We start from the raw sequence: 15177 nt of genomic DNA, 5'->3' as shown, positions 1-15177 counted from the left end.
GCCTGTTTTGAGACATAACAAGGAGACCCATGCGACTGATTCTTCTGGGCGCCCCCGGCGCCGGCAAAGGCACTCAAGCTGCCTTCATCTGCCAAAAATTCGGCATCCCGCAAATCTCGACCGGGGACATGTTGCGCGCTGCCGTCAAGGCCGGCACCGACATGGGGATTGCCGCCAAAAAGGTGATGGACGCTGGCGGCTTGGTGGGTGATGACATCATCATCGGTCTGGTGAAAGAGCGCATCGCTCAGCCCGATTGCGCAAACGGATTTTTGTTCGATGGCTTCCCACGCACCATCCCCCAAGCCGATGCCATGAAGGCCGCCGGCGTCAAGCTGGACTTGGTACTGGAAATCGACGTGCCGGACAGCGCCATTATCGAGCGCATGAGCGGGCGCCGCGTGCACCCGGCCTCGGGCCGCACCTACCATGTCAAGTTCAACCCGCCCAAGATCGATGGCATCGACGACGCTACCGGCGAAGCCCTGGTGCAGCGTGATGACGACAAGGAAGAAACCGTGCGCAAGCGCCTGGAGGTCTATCAGGCTCAAACTCGGCCGCTGGTAGATTACTACTCGAAGTGGGCGGCAGAAGGCGACGCTAACGCCCCTAAGTATCGGTGCATCGCCGGCATCGGGACGGTCGATGAAATTACCCAGCGCGCCTTGACAGCGCTGGCTTGATTCGCAGCTAAAGCCGCTTGATTGCGGCTTTATTTTTGACTGACAATTGACGCTTACGTAAACGTCAACTCGAGGATTGAAATGGACATCGCAGGCAAGGTATTTATCGTCACCGGCGGCGCGTCGGGCTTGGGTGAAGGCACGGCACGCATGTTGACCGCACATGGCGCAACCGTCGTCATTGCCGACTTGCAGACCGAGCGTGGTGAGGCCTTGGCGGCTGAGTTGGGGGGCGCTTTTGTGCGCGCCGACGTCAGCCAGGAGGCCGATGGGCAGGCCGTGGTCGCCAAGGCTTTGGAGTTGGGTCCGCTGTTTGGCCTGGTCAATTGCGCCGGCATTGCGCCCGCCGCCAAAACCGTGGGCAAGGAAGGCGCACATTCCTTGGCTGCCTTCAGCAAGGTCGTGACGGTCAATTTGATCGGCTCTTTCAATATGATCCGCCTTGCCGCAGAGGCCATGTGCAAGAACCAGCCCGAGCCCACCGGCGAGCGAGGGGTCTTGATCTCTACCGCCTCGGTCGCGGCCTACGACGGCCAAATCGGGCAGGCGGCCTATGCGGCGTCAAAGGGTGGCGTGGTCGGCATGACCCTGCCTATCGCCCGTGATCTGGCCCGCAACGGCATCCGCAATATGACCATCGCGCCGGGCATTTTCGGCACGCCGATGTTGTTCGGCATGCCTCAGGAAGTGCAGGACGCGTTGGCGGCCAATGTGCCCTTCCCTTCGCGCCTCGGCACACCGGCTGACTACGCCAAGCTGGTCCACCAGATCGTCACCAACGAGATGCTCAACGGCGAAGTGATTCGGCTCGACGGGGCAATTCGTTTGGCTCCGAAGTAATGACCTTGAGTGCCAGACCACCCGAGCGCGAGTAGCTCTGGCACCAACTGACTAGACAAACAGTCCAGAATTGAAAAAGGGCCTGATCAAATCGATCAGGCCCTTTTTGCGTTCAGGAGGCTATGCAGCGATCAGCGCTTGGCGCCGCGTGTCTGCACAATCCACAGACGCGCCAAATCGGCTGCGCCGTCGGTGCCCTTGACGGTACGCCAGGTCGCCATCGCCTTGTTCGCATCACCGGCCATCATCTGCGCCATGCCCAGATACAGCTTTGCATCTTCTGGACGCTTGAGCGCATCCTTCTCAATGCCAGCTTCGATCAACTTGACACCCTTGGCGGCTTCACCGCGGAAGGCATAGGCCAGGCCCAAGGAGATCATGGCGTTGCCATCCTTGGATTCATTGGCCGAACGCTCGGCTTCCACTTGGCCCGCCTTGGCTTCAGCGATGCGCTTGTTCATCAGGTCCAGCAAACGCTTGTGACGTGCACCTTCGGCACCCTGACCCAAAACACCTGCGGCCAAGCCCTTGTCCACCACCGACTTGCCCTCTTCAGGGAAGCCGGCCTGAGCGGCCAGCTGCGCATACTCCATATAGTCATTGGCGTCACGCATATTGCCGGTCGCAAGCTTGAGGCGATAGACATCAAGCGTAAAGCGATCGGAGAAGCCCTTTTTCTGCGGCAGCGTGCCCAGCACCTGCGTCCACAGCTCCTTGCTGGGGTAATAGGTCAGCAGCTTGCCAATCGCCAATTGCTCGGCATTGCCATCCTTTTGACGCATGGCGGCGCTCAACAGCAAGTTGAGCTTGTCTTTTGACGGTGTACGGCCAGCCTTTTCATCGGCGTTGATCTCGGCCTCGGTGTCCTTGATGATGGCACCCATATCGCCGGAATTGAACTGCGCCGTCGTCAAGACTTGCTTCATGGTGGCGCTGTTACCGCCTTCCTTGAAATAGCGCTGCGCCCAGGTCAGGGCGCGGGCATTGTCTTTGTTGCGCAGATAGGTGCCTGAGATCGACTCCATCATGCGCAACTGCTCAGGCTGAGACAAACGACCGCTGGCCTTCAAGGCCTCGAAGCCCTTGACCATAGCCTCGGTATCACCGGCACCCGAAGCTGCCGCCACGCGCATCGCTTCGATGTTGTAGTTCTCGGTGGCATTGCGGCCGCTGACGGCTTCGGCCTCAGCGACCTTGCTCAGCGCTTCGCGGTACTTGCCGGCCTTGAACAAGGCGCTGGCATCCTTCAAGCTCTTGCCGACCGCAGGGCGCACGCCCTCGGACTGAGCATGCGCGGGCGCAAAGCCCAATTGACCATCGGGAGCCGCGCCCATCACAAACGCCAGAGCGCCGACGGCAACCAGGGACAGTGTCTTTAACTTCATCGTTAGCTACTTTCTGCGAAAAATTTTGATCGTGACATCGAAGCGAAAAAAAAGACGCGCAGCCCTTAAAGGCAGCGCGTCTCTCGTCTCACTCGATACTCATGTACCGAGCCGCGTCACTTGACGTATTGTTCGTTACCAACCATGCCCATCTTCTTGACACCGAGGCGCTGCGCCGCAGCCATCACGGCCGCAACACTGCCGTATTCGGCCAGCTTATTAGGCTTGATGTGCACTTCGGACTGATCGGGCTCGGCGGCCACTTCTGCCAACTTGGCCTCGACCGACGCTTGATTGGCCAAAGCCACGCCGTCCCAGCTGACCGTGCCGTCAAAGTCGATGAAGACTTCGTGCACAACCGGGTCCTTCAGCGGCTGCTGAGTGCTCGGAGGCGGCATATCCAGGTTCACAGAGTGCAACTGGATCGGGATGGTGATGATCAACATAACGATCAAGACCAACATCACGTCAATCAGAGGCGTCGTGTTGACGTCCATCATCACTTCGGGTTCGTCGCTGCCGGACGAACTACCTACATTCATACCCATGTCTTATCCCTTCAATCAGCCGCCACGCTCAGGTGGCTGCGTGACAAAGCTGACTTTCATGATGCCGGCGCGCTGAGCGGAGTAAACCACACGGCCGACCGACTCGTAACGCGCGCCGCTGTCGCCGCGCACATGAAGTTCTGGCTGAGGGTTCAACACAGACACCTTGCCCAGGCGCTTGACCAGTTCATCGGTGTCATTCACCAAAGTGGTGTTCCAGTAGATGTCGCCATCCTTGGTCACCGAAATATCAATGTTCTCTGGCTTGGTCACCCGTGCAATATTGGTCTCAGCGGGCAGCTTGACCTTGACCGCACTGACGACCGCCGGAATGGTGATGAGGAAGATGATCAAGAGCACCAACATCACGTCCACGAGGGGTGTGGTGTTGATGGTCGAAACCACTTCGTCTTCGCCGGAAGAGGATCCGACATTCATGCCCATGTTGTCTTCTCCGCGTTAGGTTGATTTGAACGCGAGAATTAACGCTTGGTGACTTGACGGTTGCCCATCAGCACGCCGTGCAGGTCGCCAGCAAATGCCTTCACTTCGCCCATCACTTGCTTGTTGCGGTTGACCAACCAGTTGTAACCCAACACGGCTGGCACAGCAACGCCCAGACCGATTGCGGTCATGATCAGCGCTTCACCCACTGGACCGGCAACCTTGTCGATCGAAGCCTGGCCAGCAACGCCGATCGCTGTCAGCGCTTGCAAAATACCCCACACCGTGCCGAACAAGCCGATGAACGGAGATGTCGAACCCACGGTCGCCAGGAAGCCCAGGCCAGTCTGAACACGCGATTGCACGTCGTACACCGAGCGGTCGATGTTCATCGTCACCCAGGTATTGCGGTCGATGTTCTCGGTCAACGCGCCTTCGTGATGCTCGGAAGCCTCAACCGCGTTGGCAGCAATGAAACGGAAGGCACTGCCTTCGCCCAGGCCCTTGATGCCATCAGCCAAGGAAGCCTTCTTGAAGAAAGTGGCGCGAATTTCTTTCGCCTCTTTCGCCAGCTTGGAGGTATCCCACAGCTTGGTGATCAGAATGTACCAGCTACCCATGGACATGATCAGCAACAGAGCCAACACACCCTTGGACACGGCATCGCCGTGCTCGATCATGGCCTTCAGGCCGTATGGGTTGTCAGTGGACTTAGCAGCAGCGGCGGCAACCGGAGCTGCGGCTTCTGCGGCAGGAGCAGCGCCCTCAACCACAGCCGAAGCTGCGTCAGCAGGCTTGGCTTCTTGAGCGTGGACAGGGGAAACAGCGATTGCCGTGGCAAAAGCGATGGCGGCGAACAGGCCGGAAATACGAGAGATCATGGAGTCAGCTCCTGCGGATGAAATCGAAACAAAAAAGATGAAACAAGGCCGGCGGATAGACCGACCTCGAAGATGGGACTTGGTGAGTTCTTATTCGATCTTGAATTGGAACTCTTGCTCGAACACGTGGTCACCTGGGCATTCATAGGTGTCCCGCAGCGTTTCTTCGATCGCCGCAATCAGCGCTCGCTGAGCCTTGCGATCAACACCGCTGCGCAAGCTCTGCACCTCGATGCCGGACACACGGCCCGACTTCACCGTCGCAACGACCCGGAACAAGGCCTCGCCGCTCCAGTTCACTGAAGGCACTTCTGGCTTGCCCATTTTCGTGCAAACCATACCTGCCTTAACGGGACCGGTACGCACTGGCGGCGGAGCCGGTGGTGCCGCAGCCACGGGAGGCTTGGCCGCTTGCACCTGCTGCTGCGGAGGAGCTACTTGCGTGGAGGCAATAGCCGGCGCCGGAGGTGCGGGTGCCGTCACCTGAAACTCAGGAGGCGGAATAAATGGCGGCGGTGGCGCTTTCAGATCCGGTGGCGGCAGCTCGATCTTCTTGATCTCCTCTGGCGGCTTGACCTTCTCTTCAATCACCTTAGTCTCAATCGGACCCGTGACAGCTTCCACCGCCTTACGAGCCAAACCACTGGCAATCAGCCACACGAACAGGACGTGGATCAAAACCACGATACCGATGCCCATGAAACGTGACGGACCTTCCTTTTCCTGCGCAAAGTTCATGCGCGCTCCTTCATAAGACTGCGAAATTCTTCCATCAAGACGCGAGAGCAATGTTCCGCCCTGCGCAGTACCCGTCTCGAACCTGAGGCCCTCATCTACCCGCTTGCGGCGCCGAACCCACCATCACAGCAAATCCTTCACCACCAGCCCTGCATCCGATGACCACTTCAAAAAAAATGCCCGTCAGCTTTGGACCACGGGCCTCGCCGAAAGCACAGACCTTACATGCAGCTTGCAGCAAACGTCCTAACCTTCAGCGCCCCGGATCATAAACGAGTTCCAAAGCCACTCGATCATGGGGATTACCCGATGCACCGTCGCACAAGCTGCGAAGTTACAGGCCGGCTTCATGCCTCATTTTCGGTTGGTATTTTACTGGTATCAGACTGGCTTTGTGCGCCCGACAACCTAGGGTTTTCACCAAGTTGTCACCCTAAATTACAAAGTCACGCTAGGCCGGCGAGACGCAAACAGACTCACAGTTCGAAACCCCCTGCTTTACCCAAAAACTGGTCCTGTGCCTGTGCCATCAAAGCAATCATTCGATGTTCAGCTGGCGTAAGGGCAGGATGCCAGATATCAAAGATCAAAACCACCCGCAGCTGATCGCTGTCATTCCAAGCCTCATGCTCTATGGTGTCATCGAACACCCAAGCCTGCCCAGGCTGCCAACTACGGATCTGATTGCCAACACGAAAGCCGCAGTTAGGCGGAACGATGAGCGGCAAATGCGTAACCAAGCGCGCATTCGTGATGCCAACATGAGGAGGTATGCGGGTGCGGGGCTTTAACAGGGAAAACATCGCCACCGGTGTGCGCCCCGGCATTTCGGGTTGTGGCACCTTTTTCAACAGGCTCATTGTCAGCGGGCATTGCTCGGCATTGCCCTCCACGGGCTGTCCATCTTTGATCAAATGGAACGCGCTCCAGCGCAGCGAATTATTCAACTCCGCCCACTGATTGAGGGGACTATCCGCGCTATAGGTCAGGTAGGGAGTAAAGCCACTTTGCCGCTCCAGGGTCGCAAGAAATTCGGCCTTGATCTGCTCGGTCGCAGACTCCAAATCATCCAACCAGGGAAATTGGCTGCGCTCGAAGAACTCTATGGGCAGCAAGTCAGGCACAAAGTAACCCATGGGCCTTGAGTCATAGCGCTTCTTGCGACCGAACATTAAATCCAGCGAGGCCCGGAAGCGATCCAACTCGGGGCCGGCGAGATCCACCCCACTGCTCGCCATGGCCCGATCAAAGGCTTCGCTCGATTGCTGTTTATAGCGGAGGCAGAAAGCCTTGGCCTTCTCTACCGCTGAACGCAGACCAGCAATCATCGAGTCCAGCGGCGGCGCTACGGCGACCGCCCCCTCGTAGGCGGAAGCAGCCTCATGGTTGCGCCCCTGCCGCTCCATCAAATTGCCGCGCATCAGCAAAGCCATCAATTCATGGGAATCAATTTTTAAAGCTTCGAAAAGTGCAGCCTCCTCTTTGTTCGCATCTCCGCTCGCCCGGAAAAGCATGGCCAGATGAATCCAAGCCTGGGGATTGGCGGGCTCCAAGCGGGTCAGTTGCTCAAAGCAGAGCTTGGCGTTGGCAAAGTCTCGCTGGAGCAAAGCCTGTTGGCCTTTTGCATTCAGGGTCGGCACATGGTGCGGCTGAACGGCCAGGATATTTACCCAGGCCTGCTGCGCTTGATCCGGGCGACCTTCTCGCAGCGCCTGCTGCGCACGCACAAACTCCGCATTGGTAAATGCGGCCGTTTGCTCGCGATCTGAATTGCTAGTATTTGTCATGTCCGCACCATTTTTACGCCAAGAACATCGCTTTTTGAACCGAACAAAAAAAGAAAAAGCGCCTGTGCAAGCACAGGCGCTTTGGCCCATCGTTGAACGTTGATTAGAACTTAGCGTTCAGACCAAGTGTGATACGACGACCCATTGCGTCATACACCACAGGATAGGTGTTGCCGTTGCCGAACGGGGCACCGGTCACGCCCACTGGCGGGTCTTTGTCCAGCAAGTTGTTGATGCTAGCAGCCAAAGTGATCACCTTGGTCAACTTATAAGACATGGCCAAGTCCAGATAGTTCTGAGCCCCAAAGGTCTTGGTGATCTCGTTCACCGTGCCCGACAACTGGCTGTTAGAGCTGGTGGTGTCGACATCAACCGAACCGAAATGGCGCCATGTCAAAGTTGCGTTGACATTCCATGGAGTAGCCCATGTGCCGCGCAATTTGTGACGCCATTTTGGAGCTGGTGTGCCGCAGGTTGAGCCATACAGACCTGCACAATCATAAGAACCCAACCCTGGCGCCGTTTGGTTGCTGAACTCTTGCAGATAGGTACCCAGCAAGCTGGCATCCAGCCTACCCAATTCGCCCATACGCAACGCATAGTCCAAGCCTACATCCAACCCCTTGGTCTTGAACTTGGCAAGGTTCTCGTTCATCGAGTCAATGTAGCCAGACTGCGAAATCCAGATAGAGCCCAGCTTGTCACGGTGAATCTTGTTGCAGAAATAGGGGTCACCTGTTTCCAAGCACTGATTCAAGGACGTGGTGGCCGGCACGCTGCCGATCGCGTCCTTCACTTCAATATTGAAGTAGTCCAGCGACACGTTCAGGTCTTTGATCGGTGTTGCCACCAGGCCAAAAGTCAAGCTGCGGGAAGTCTCGGGCTTGAGCTTCTCGTTACCCGAGAAGAAGCCATTGAACTGACCCGCCGAGCTGTCGAGAATCTTGCCGTATTGGTTGGCCGTCACGCCGGTACGGGCGCACTGGGCTGCGGTCATGCCACTGGCAACAGTACCGGTTTTTGGATCGACTTCACCAGAGCAAGGGTCGGTATCGGCATTGAACAAGCCAATCGCACCAGGTGTGAACAACTCAACCACATTGGGCGAACGCACGGCCTGCTGGTAGCTGCCGCGGAATTTGACTTCCTTGATTGGCGACCAGTCAAGACCTGTACCGTAGGTATTCGTATTGTTGCCGGTGCTGTACTTCGAATGACGATAGGACGTACTCAGATTCAAAGCGTAAATCAGCGGCTTGCGATCGACCAATGGCACGCGCACTTCGCCGTAGATATCGTCAACACTGTAGCGGCCAGCGACACTCTTGGTCGGGCCGCCTTGTCCAGCCAAATCACCGGTAGAAAAGGCGTTGTCTACCGACAGTTCAAGCTGGTCGTAACGATGCTCAACACCGAAAGCAACGCCGACGCCACTGTTTGCAGTCGGCAGCTTCAAGCCGTATTCGGTTAAATCACCGGCCACCGAGCCACCAAAGACACCTTGATTCGTGAAGCCCTTCTGGAAACCGGGCGTAGAGATGTACTTCAGCGCTTCTGGGGTTACGCCGCCCAGCTTCCAAATGTTGTATGGCACGCAGTTCGGGTCGGTACCGTCCAGCTTGGTACGGCAAACGGGCTTGCCGCTGGCATCAGAAACCACATCCAAGGCGCGTGAAATTCGGGCATTGGAAAAGTCATTCAGGTACGTTTCTTGATAGACGACGCGGCCAATTTGACCGAAGACGTCGTAGCTCCAGGCGCCAATATCACCTTTAACGCCAATGATGCTGCGGTATGAGGTGTGGCGGATGTCATCTTGACGTCCGCCGCCTTCCACGTTGCGGCGACCCAAAGCTGCGATATTCGCTATGTCACCAGGCTTATTGAAGCTCAACGGTGCTGGCTTGCCATCCGCGTCTTCGATCAAGGCATTCGATGCGGCCAGCGTTGCCTTCCAAGCATCCGACAACAAGGGATTCTCGTAATGAATGTTTGGGCTGTTGCCGAAGAAGATGCCGCTCGGGGCGATCTGTGCGACGGTGTGGTCATCATGGAAGCCCAGTTGCGTGTAAACGCGGGCCATATCGTTGATGTCGTAGTGGGCCGAGGCCGTGACCGAATAGCGATCAGATGGACGTTGGAAATAATTGATAGGGCCAAAATTGAAGGCGTCCGTCGCAGCCTTGTAGCCGCGTACGCCGCCGTTGGCGTCAGCGACCGTGAAGCTGCCCTGGTTAAGCAAGAAACGACCGGTTGCATTGGTGGACGACCCGCCGCAATTGAAGGCCTTACCGCCGGACGCAATGCCCAAGGAGCAGGAGGAGAAATCACGCTCCGACTGCAGCAGCGCGTCTTCACGGTGGGCCGTGAAGTTCAACACGGCATTGCCCTTGTTGTCGGCGAAGTTGCCGCCAACGGTGACGCTGAACTCCTTGACCTTGCCGTCAGCGCTCTTGTTGCCAGGTACTGGGAAGCCCCGTGCTGTCACCACATCGCCGACTGCATTGCCTTGCTGGTGGTTGAAGAACTGATAGCTGCCGTCGAACTCAACACCTTGAAAATTTTCCTTCAAGATGAAGTTGACCACGCCGGCCACGGCATCGGCGCCATACACAGCGGATGCACCGCCGGTTAAGACCTCAACCCGCTGGATCATGGACACCGGAATTTGATTCAAGTCGGCGGCCACATTGCGCGGGCTACCTGCGGGCATACGGCGGCCGTTGATCAGCACCAATGTCCGGCTAGAGCCCAAGTTGCGCAAATTGACGGTCGCCGTACCCGTCGCACCGTTTGAAACTGCACCTCCAAAGTCAGCAAAAACCTGGGGCAGATTATTCAGCAGACCTTCCGCTGTGCGGATACCGTCGGCCTTGATCGACTCTGCAGTCATCACCACGATCGGGCTTTGACCCTCTGTGTCAATGGTCTTGATGCGCGAACCGGTCACTTCAACGCGCTGCAGGGTTTCCTGAGCCATCGCGGTGCCGGCCAACACGCTGCCTAGAGCCAGCAGGGCCGCAATATTGATGCGTTTTCTTTGGAACATTGTGAACTCCGTAATAGAAGAACTGGGGGTGTGTATTGATGCGTACACAGGACAAGCCACAGCTGGGCCCAACACCATGCGGGAGCATGTTCGGCTCTGCATTCGGTAAATCGAGTGTCCTGCCGCGCCTCTCACATGCGCCCCCGTGATCTCCCTTAGAGACACAGCTATTACTTAATTCACCCCCAAAAACGGGCGTTTTCCCTAGGTAAAACGGAAGATCAAATCGAGAAAACGTTGCCACAACGCGACGGCAAATCGATTCGATATAGGCAAAAAGTGGATAAAGAGGACCAGGGCGGCCAGCTTCTTGCCTGACTTACATCAGAGTTTCAGCGGCGCCTGATGCCTTGAGCGAGATAAAACTGGTCTTATCCCAAGACGCAAATGTTTCATCCGGTTTCAGGGCCATGTGAGGCCCTCCGCCCCCCTCCAACCCAGCATTCATCAAATTCTTAGCGCTGAACAAGTTCAAGGCGATTCCTCCGAGCAACTCAGCTTGAGCCAAACTTTGACCCAGCTTTAGCCCGCAGCATTCAATGCGCGTGAGCTTGCTCTTGATCGTGTTCATGCTTCAACAGCGGATCGTTCTGCCAGCCCAGCAACACATTGCGCCCCTGCACCACCAGATCAACCTTGGCACCGACGGGCAGGCAAACCTTGGTGTCAACATGGCCGAAAGGCAGGCCGGTCAAGATCGGCGTCTTGGTGACGGCGCGTACCGCATTGATGGCCGACTTCAGGTCATAGCCCCGGTCCAGCGGTGAGGCACGCCAGCCGCCAAAGTCGCCCAGCACGATGGCTTTTTGCGCATCCAACACGCCCGCTTGCGCCAGCTGCAAGAGGCTGCGCTCGACCCGGTAGGGGTGCTCGTTGATGTCTTCCAGGAACAGCACGCCGCCCTTGATTCGCGGGAAATGCTTGGTCCCCAGCATCGAATTGATCATGCACAGATTGCCGCCCCAGAGCTGGCCGCGCAGGCACAGGCCATCAAAGCCCTTTTCAGTGCGAAAGCCTACCGCCTCCAGCTGCCCGCTCATCGCCTCGGTGAAGCAGTCCTGCGTAACATCGTCAACGCCGCCGTCCTTATCCGCGCGGCCAAAATCCACGCCCAGCGGGCCGGACCAACTTTGCGCCTTGGCATGGGTCAGCAGCCCCAACTGCAAGGCAGTCAGATCGCTTTGCCCGACCCAGCGGGTGCCCTGCTCCACACTCTTGGCCAGCAGCGCCCAGTCGATGCGGTCCAGCAAACGAGTCAGGCCATAGCCGCCACGCGTAGCCAGCGCCACGCTGGGGGCCGCAGCCGCGACGCGGTGGATGGCGGCAAGACGGGTGTCGTCATCACCGCCAAAGCGCTGGTGCTTGTCGAATGCCGCTTCGTCAATGCTGACCTCGAAGCCGAGCTTGGCCAGACGCTTGGCGGCGCGCTTGATAGGCTGGGCCTTGGCCAGCACGCCGGCCGGGGTGTAGAGGGTCAGTGAATTGCTCATTGGGGCTTGTCCGTAGAAGTGAAATCCGGCAGCACATCGAGATGCGTTGCGTCGCCGGTGGGGATGGGATCAAAAGGCGCCTGAGCCAAGGCCCGCAGGGCAGCCCGGCGCTCGCGCGCAGCCTCGCGCCTTTGGGCAAAGAACTCCCGCAACAGTTGCGCCGAGGCGTCGGCCAACACACCGCCCTGAATACAGGTGTGGTGATTGAGTTGCGGCTGCTCGAATAGATTGAGCACCGAGCCGGCCACGCCGGTCTTGGGGTCGGTCGCGGCGAACACCACCCGCTTGATGCGCGCGTGCAGCATCGCCATCGCGCACATCGCGCAAGGCTCCAGCGTCACGAACAACTCGCATTCCGGCAGACGGTAATTGCCAAGCAGCGTGGCGGCATGGCGCAGCGCCACGATCTCGGCATGCGCGGTCGGGTCATGCGTGGTGATGGGGCGGTTGTAGCCGGTGGCGATGACCTGGCCGGCGCGCATCACGACGGCGCCGACCGGCACCTCGCCGGCCAGCCAGGCGTTTTGCGCCTGGTCGAGCGCAATGCGCATCGCGAATTCGTCGGTGGCGGCGCTTGTATCGCTCAAGGCATCGCCTCGGACGCCCGCTGTGCCGCCTGCTGCGCAGCGTCTTGCAATTGCTGGCGCACGGCGTCGGGCATGTTCTGAGCCGCACCGGCCCCGCTGGCTGCCGACGCCGCCGAAGCCGGCACACCGACCTTGGTCAAGGAGACCGCTTGCTTCTTCATCATCGACAGCAGAAAAGCGAAGGCAATGACCAAACCGAGGATGCTGAGTGCCGCGCGCATGATTGTTTGATTAGTTATCTCTTTGTCTACTGAAGGTGTACTTCGTCATCATTGAGGCGCGAATGTCCATCAAGGCTCGCACACCCGCCGCTTCGATTGTGCCTCAGCAACAGCATGCAAGAGTCCGCAAGCAGCATGCAGGCGCAGCCCTTCCACACACACTCGGCAGCCCGCAGCAATGGCCGGCAGCCACGCCGAGCCGGTATCAATTTCATAGGCATTTGCCATGCATCAAAAGTCTGCTTGCCTTGAGCGGAATTCATTTGACAAATGCAAACCAAAACCCAACACTCCGCGTCGGTTTCGGCAGTCAGAGCCCCGCTCCGGGGTTTGCCTAGCCAACAGGAGCGAAGAGTGAAAACAAGCAAGATGAAGATTTCCGTACAAGCCTCGGCGGCCTCAAAAGCGGCCTTGATCGCCAGCGCCTTTGTTGGCCTAACGGCCACCATCAGCGCACAGGCGCAAACCAATCAAGCCAAGGGCGCCTCGGTGGCCCAGCCGCCTGCCCAAGTCAAGCATTTCGACCCCAAGGGAAGTCCGCCGTCGACCTTCACGCTGGAGTTGCGCAAGGGCATCACTGCAGCCCTGCCCTTCAGCGACAAGCGAGACTTTGAAGAAGCGAACAAGGGCTTCATCGCCGAGCCGGCATACAAGCAGATCAAGGCCGACGCCGGCCATGTCGCCTGGGATATGGGCAGCTATCAATGGCTGTTGGAAGGCAAAGATTTTCAGAGCATCCACCCTTCGCTGCAGCGCCAAGCGGTACTGAATATGAGCTACGGCCTCTACGAAGTGGTGGCGGGCAAGATTTACCAAGTGCGCGGCTTCGACCTGGCCAATATCAGCTTCATCAAGGGCGACACCGGCTGGATCATTTTTGACCCGCTGACGGCGAAGGAAACAGCCCGCGCCGCGCTCGAGTTCATCAATGACAAGCTGGGCAAGCGCCCGGTCGTCGGGGTCGTCTATTCGCACTCGCATGTCGACCATTTTGGCGGCGTGCGCGGCGTGGTGGACGAGGCCGATGTGGTCAGCGGCAAGGTCAAGGTGATTGCACCGGTGGGTTTTATGCAGGCCGCGATCGAAGAGAACGTGCTGGCCGGCAACGCGATGTCGCGCCGCACGCAGTGGCAATACGCGGTGCTGCTGCCTCGCGGCCCGCATGGCCACGTCGATCAGGCCATCGGCAAGAACGTTGCTAACGGCAACACCGGGCTGATTGCTCCCAATGTACTGATCAGCAAAGACATCGAGGAGCTGACGCTGGACGGCGTCAAGATGGTGTTCCAGAACACGCCGGACACCGAAGCGCCGGTCGAGATGCACACCTACTTCCCGCAGTTCAAGGCCTTCTGGGCGGCCGAGAACGTCACCGGCACCATCCACAACATCTACACGCTGCGTGGCGCACCGGTGCGCAATGCGCTGAACTGGTCCAAGCAGATCAATATTGCGCTCTGGCAGTTCGGCCAAGAGGCCGAGGTGATGTTTGCCTCGCACAGCTGGCCGCGCTTCGGCAACGCCCGCGTGCAAGAGGTGCTGCGCTCGCAGCGCGATGCCTACGCGAACCTGAACAACCAGGCGCTGCACTATGCCAACAAGGGCGTGACGATCAACGAGATCCACAACGTCTACGAAGTGCCCAAGAGCTTGCAGCAGCAATGGTCGGCGCGCAGCTACCACGGTGACTCGCAGAACAACTCGCGTGCCGTGATCAACCGCTTCCTGGGCTTTTATGACGGCAACCCGGTCAATCTGCACCCGCTGTCACCGCAGGACTCGGCGCCGCTGTACGTCGAAATGATGGGCGGCTCGGCCAAGATCATCGCCAAGGGCAAACAACTGATAGCCAAGGGCAAGTACTTGGAAGCCACCGAGATTTTGAACAAGCTGGTGTTCGCGGAACATCAAAACCAGCCGGCGCGCGATTTGCTGGCCAGCGCCTATGAGCAACTCGGCTACCTGGGCGAAAGCACCAGCGTGCGCAACAGCTACTTGCAAGGCGCGTACGAGCTGCGCAACGGCCTGCCTGGCGGCACTCCCCCGCGGAGCACCGGCCCCGACGTCGTGCGCGCCATGTCGACCGAGATGTGGTTGGACTTTCTGGGTATCAGCATGGACCCCAAGAAAGCCGAAGGCATGCGTTTCGCCATCAACCTCGTCACGCCCGACAACGGCGAAAAGTACCTAATCGAATTGAGCAACGCCACGCTGACCAATATCAAAGGCCAGCAAGCCAAGAACGCCGACCTGACGATCACCTTGAACCGCAGCGAACTCAACCGCGTGATGATGGGCCTGAGCTCCTTCGATGACTTGGTCAAGGCCGACAAGGCCAAGTTCGAAGGCGATCGCAAGCCTTTTGATCAACTGCGCAGCCTGATGGTCTCGTTCTCGCCGAGCTTCGAGATCCTGCCGGGCACGGCGCCAAAAGCTCAAACCAAGAGCTTGCCGGCTTTCGCCCTGCCCGATCAATTGGACGGCGATTGATCTCGGTTTAACAACTCTGTGAGCGCCGGGAAGG

The 15177-nt window shown here is 58.3% G+C and carries 14 protein-coding genes; 3 read left to right on the top strand and 11 right to left on the bottom strand.

Translation table 11 applies throughout. The features are described from left to right. Positions 1-29 precede the first annotated feature (29 nt). Together adk and LNV08_RS02515 are read left to right on the top strand one after the other, a co-directional pair. Complete coding sequence (adk, locus tag LNV08_RS02520) at positions 30-683, top strand: adenylate kinase (RefSeq protein WP_263532068.1); 654 nt, start codon at positions 30-32, stop codon at positions 681-683. An 81-nt stretch (positions 684-764) separates the two neighbouring features. Then, positions 765-1523: a 3-hydroxyacyl-CoA dehydrogenase gene (locus tag LNV08_RS02515; RefSeq protein WP_263532067.1), complete on the top strand. Its 759-nt coding sequence runs from the start codon at positions 765-767 to the stop codon at positions 1521-1523. A gap of 131 nt (positions 1524-1654) precedes the next feature. Here the strand turns inward: LNV08_RS02515 and LNV08_RS02510 are convergent, their stop codons facing one another. From LNV08_RS02510 to LNV08_RS02460, 11 genes are all read right to left on the bottom strand, one after another. Further along, positions 1655-2908 carry a hypothetical protein gene (locus tag LNV08_RS02510; protein ID WP_263532066.1) on the bottom strand — a complete coding sequence of 418 codons (1254 nt, stop codon included), beginning with the start codon at positions 2906-2908 and terminating at the stop codon, positions 1655-1657. A gap of 116 nt (positions 2909-3024) precedes the next feature. After that, positions 3025-3456, bottom strand: a complete 432-nt coding sequence (locus LNV08_RS02505) for an ExbD/TolR family protein (protein ID WP_263532065.1) — start codon at positions 3454-3456, stop codon at positions 3025-3027. Positions 3457-3471: 15 nt separating this feature from the next. Further along, the gene (locus LNV08_RS02500) at positions 3472-3900 is read right to left on the bottom strand and encodes an ExbD/TolR family protein (RefSeq protein WP_263532064.1); all 429 of its coding nucleotides are present in this window, start codon (positions 3898-3900) and stop codon (positions 3472-3474) included. Positions 3901-3938: 38 nt separating this feature from the next. Next, positions 3939-4781: a MotA/TolQ/ExbB proton channel family protein gene (locus tag LNV08_RS02495; RefSeq protein WP_263532063.1), complete on the bottom strand. Its 843-nt coding sequence runs from the start codon at positions 4779-4781 to the stop codon at positions 3939-3941. Positions 4782-4871: 90 nt separating this feature from the next. After that, the gene (locus LNV08_RS02490) at positions 4872-5519 is read right to left on the bottom strand and encodes a hypothetical protein (protein ID WP_263532062.1); all 648 of its coding nucleotides are present in this window, start codon (positions 5517-5519) and stop codon (positions 4872-4874) included. A 476-nt stretch (positions 5520-5995) separates the two neighbouring features. Then, positions 5996-7306 (bottom strand): aspartyl/asparaginyl beta-hydroxylase domain-containing protein, encoded by a 1311-nt coding sequence (locus tag LNV08_RS02485; protein WP_263532061.1) that lies wholly within the window; start codon positions 7304-7306, stop codon positions 5996-5998. A 103-nt stretch (positions 7307-7409) separates the two neighbouring features. Beyond that, a complete protein-coding gene (locus tag LNV08_RS02480) occupies positions 7410-10355 on the bottom strand; it encodes a TonB-dependent receptor domain-containing protein (protein ID WP_263532060.1) in 2946 nt (981 codons plus the stop codon). 319 nt (positions 10356-10674) lie between these two features. Beyond that, positions 10675-10926 (bottom strand): hypothetical protein, encoded by a 252-nt coding sequence (locus LNV08_RS02475; protein WP_263532059.1) that lies wholly within the window; start codon positions 10924-10926, stop codon positions 10675-10677. Then, on the bottom strand, positions 10892-11845 hold the full coding sequence (locus LNV08_RS02470) for an LD-carboxypeptidase (RefSeq protein ID WP_263532058.1): 954 nt from the start codon (positions 11843-11845) through the stop codon (positions 10892-10894). The genes LNV08_RS02475 and LNV08_RS02470 overlap by 35 nt, the downstream gene beginning before the upstream one ends. Further along, positions 11842-12396, bottom strand: coding sequence for a tRNA adenosine(34) deaminase TadA (tadA, locus tag LNV08_RS02465; protein ID WP_263532297.1), 555 nt, complete (start codon positions 12394-12396; stop codon positions 11842-11844). The genes LNV08_RS02470 and tadA overlap by 4 nt, the downstream gene beginning before the upstream one ends. Before the next feature lie 32 nt (positions 12397-12428). Further along, positions 12429-12653 (bottom strand): hypothetical protein, encoded by a 225-nt coding sequence (locus LNV08_RS02460; RefSeq protein ID WP_263532057.1) that lies wholly within the window; start codon positions 12651-12653, stop codon positions 12429-12431. Positions 12654-13007: 354 nt separating this feature from the next. On the opposite strand from LNV08_RS02460, the gene LNV08_RS02455 reads away from it, so the two are divergent. After that, positions 13008-15143: an alkyl/aryl-sulfatase gene (locus LNV08_RS02455; RefSeq protein WP_263532056.1), complete on the top strand. Its 2136-nt coding sequence runs from the start codon at positions 13008-13010 to the stop codon at positions 15141-15143. Positions 15144-15177 lie beyond the last annotated feature (34 nt).

The sequence above is a fragment of the Paucibacter sp. TC2R-5 genome (assembly GCF_025717605.1).
Taxonomy (GTDB): domain Bacteria; phylum Pseudomonadota; class Gammaproteobacteria; order Burkholderiales; family Burkholderiaceae_C; genus Paucibacter_A; species Paucibacter_A albus.
Note: the sequence above shows the minus strand (reverse complement) of the source record. Positions and strands in the feature narration are given on the sequence as shown.

Bases quoted from the DNA above. Each gene is read 5' to 3' on its own strand.
- adk (WP_263532068.1), top strand. From the start codon at position 30: ATGCGACTGATTCTTCTGGGCGCCCCCGGCGCCGGCAAAGGCACTCAA.
- LNV08_RS02515 (WP_263532067.1), top strand. From the start codon at position 765: ATGGACATCGCAGGCAAGGTATTTATCGTCACCGGCGGCGCGTCGGGC.
- LNV08_RS02510 (WP_263532066.1), bottom strand. From the start codon at position 2,908: ATGAAGTTAAAGACACTGTCCCTGGTTGCCGTCGGCGCTCTGGCGTTT.
- LNV08_RS02505 (WP_263532065.1), bottom strand. From the start codon at position 3,456: ATGGGTATGAATGTAGGTAGTTCGTCCGGCAGCGACGAACCCGAAGTG.
- LNV08_RS02500 (WP_263532064.1), bottom strand. From the start codon at position 3,900: ATGGGCATGAATGTCGGATCCTCTTCCGGCGAAGACGAAGTGGTTTCG.
- LNV08_RS02495 (WP_263532063.1), bottom strand. From the start codon at position 4,781: ATGATCTCTCGTATTTCCGGCCTGTTCGCCGCCATCGCTTTTGCCACG.
- LNV08_RS02490 (WP_263532062.1), bottom strand. From the start codon at position 5,519: ATGAACTTTGCGCAGGAAAAGGAAGGTCCGTCACGTTTCATGGGCATC.
- LNV08_RS02485 (WP_263532061.1), bottom strand. From the start codon at position 7,306: ATGACAAATACTAGCAATTCAGATCGCGAGCAAACGGCCGCATTTACC.
- LNV08_RS02480 (WP_263532060.1), bottom strand. From the start codon at position 10,355: ATGTTCCAAAGAAAACGCATCAATATTGCGGCCCTGCTGGCTCTAGGC.
- LNV08_RS02475 (WP_263532059.1), bottom strand. From the start codon at position 10,926: ATGAACACGATCAAGAGCAAGCTCACGCGCATTGAATGCTGCGGGCTA.
- LNV08_RS02470 (WP_263532058.1), bottom strand. From the start codon at position 11,845: ATGAGCAATTCACTGACCCTCTACACCCCGGCCGGCGTGCTGGCCAAG.
- tadA (WP_263532297.1), bottom strand. From the start codon at position 12,396: ATGCGCATTGCGCTCGACCAGGCGCAAAACGCCTGGCTGGCCGGCGAG.
- LNV08_RS02460 (WP_263532057.1), bottom strand. From the start codon at position 12,653: ATGCGCGCGGCACTCAGCATCCTCGGTTTGGTCATTGCCTTCGCTTTT.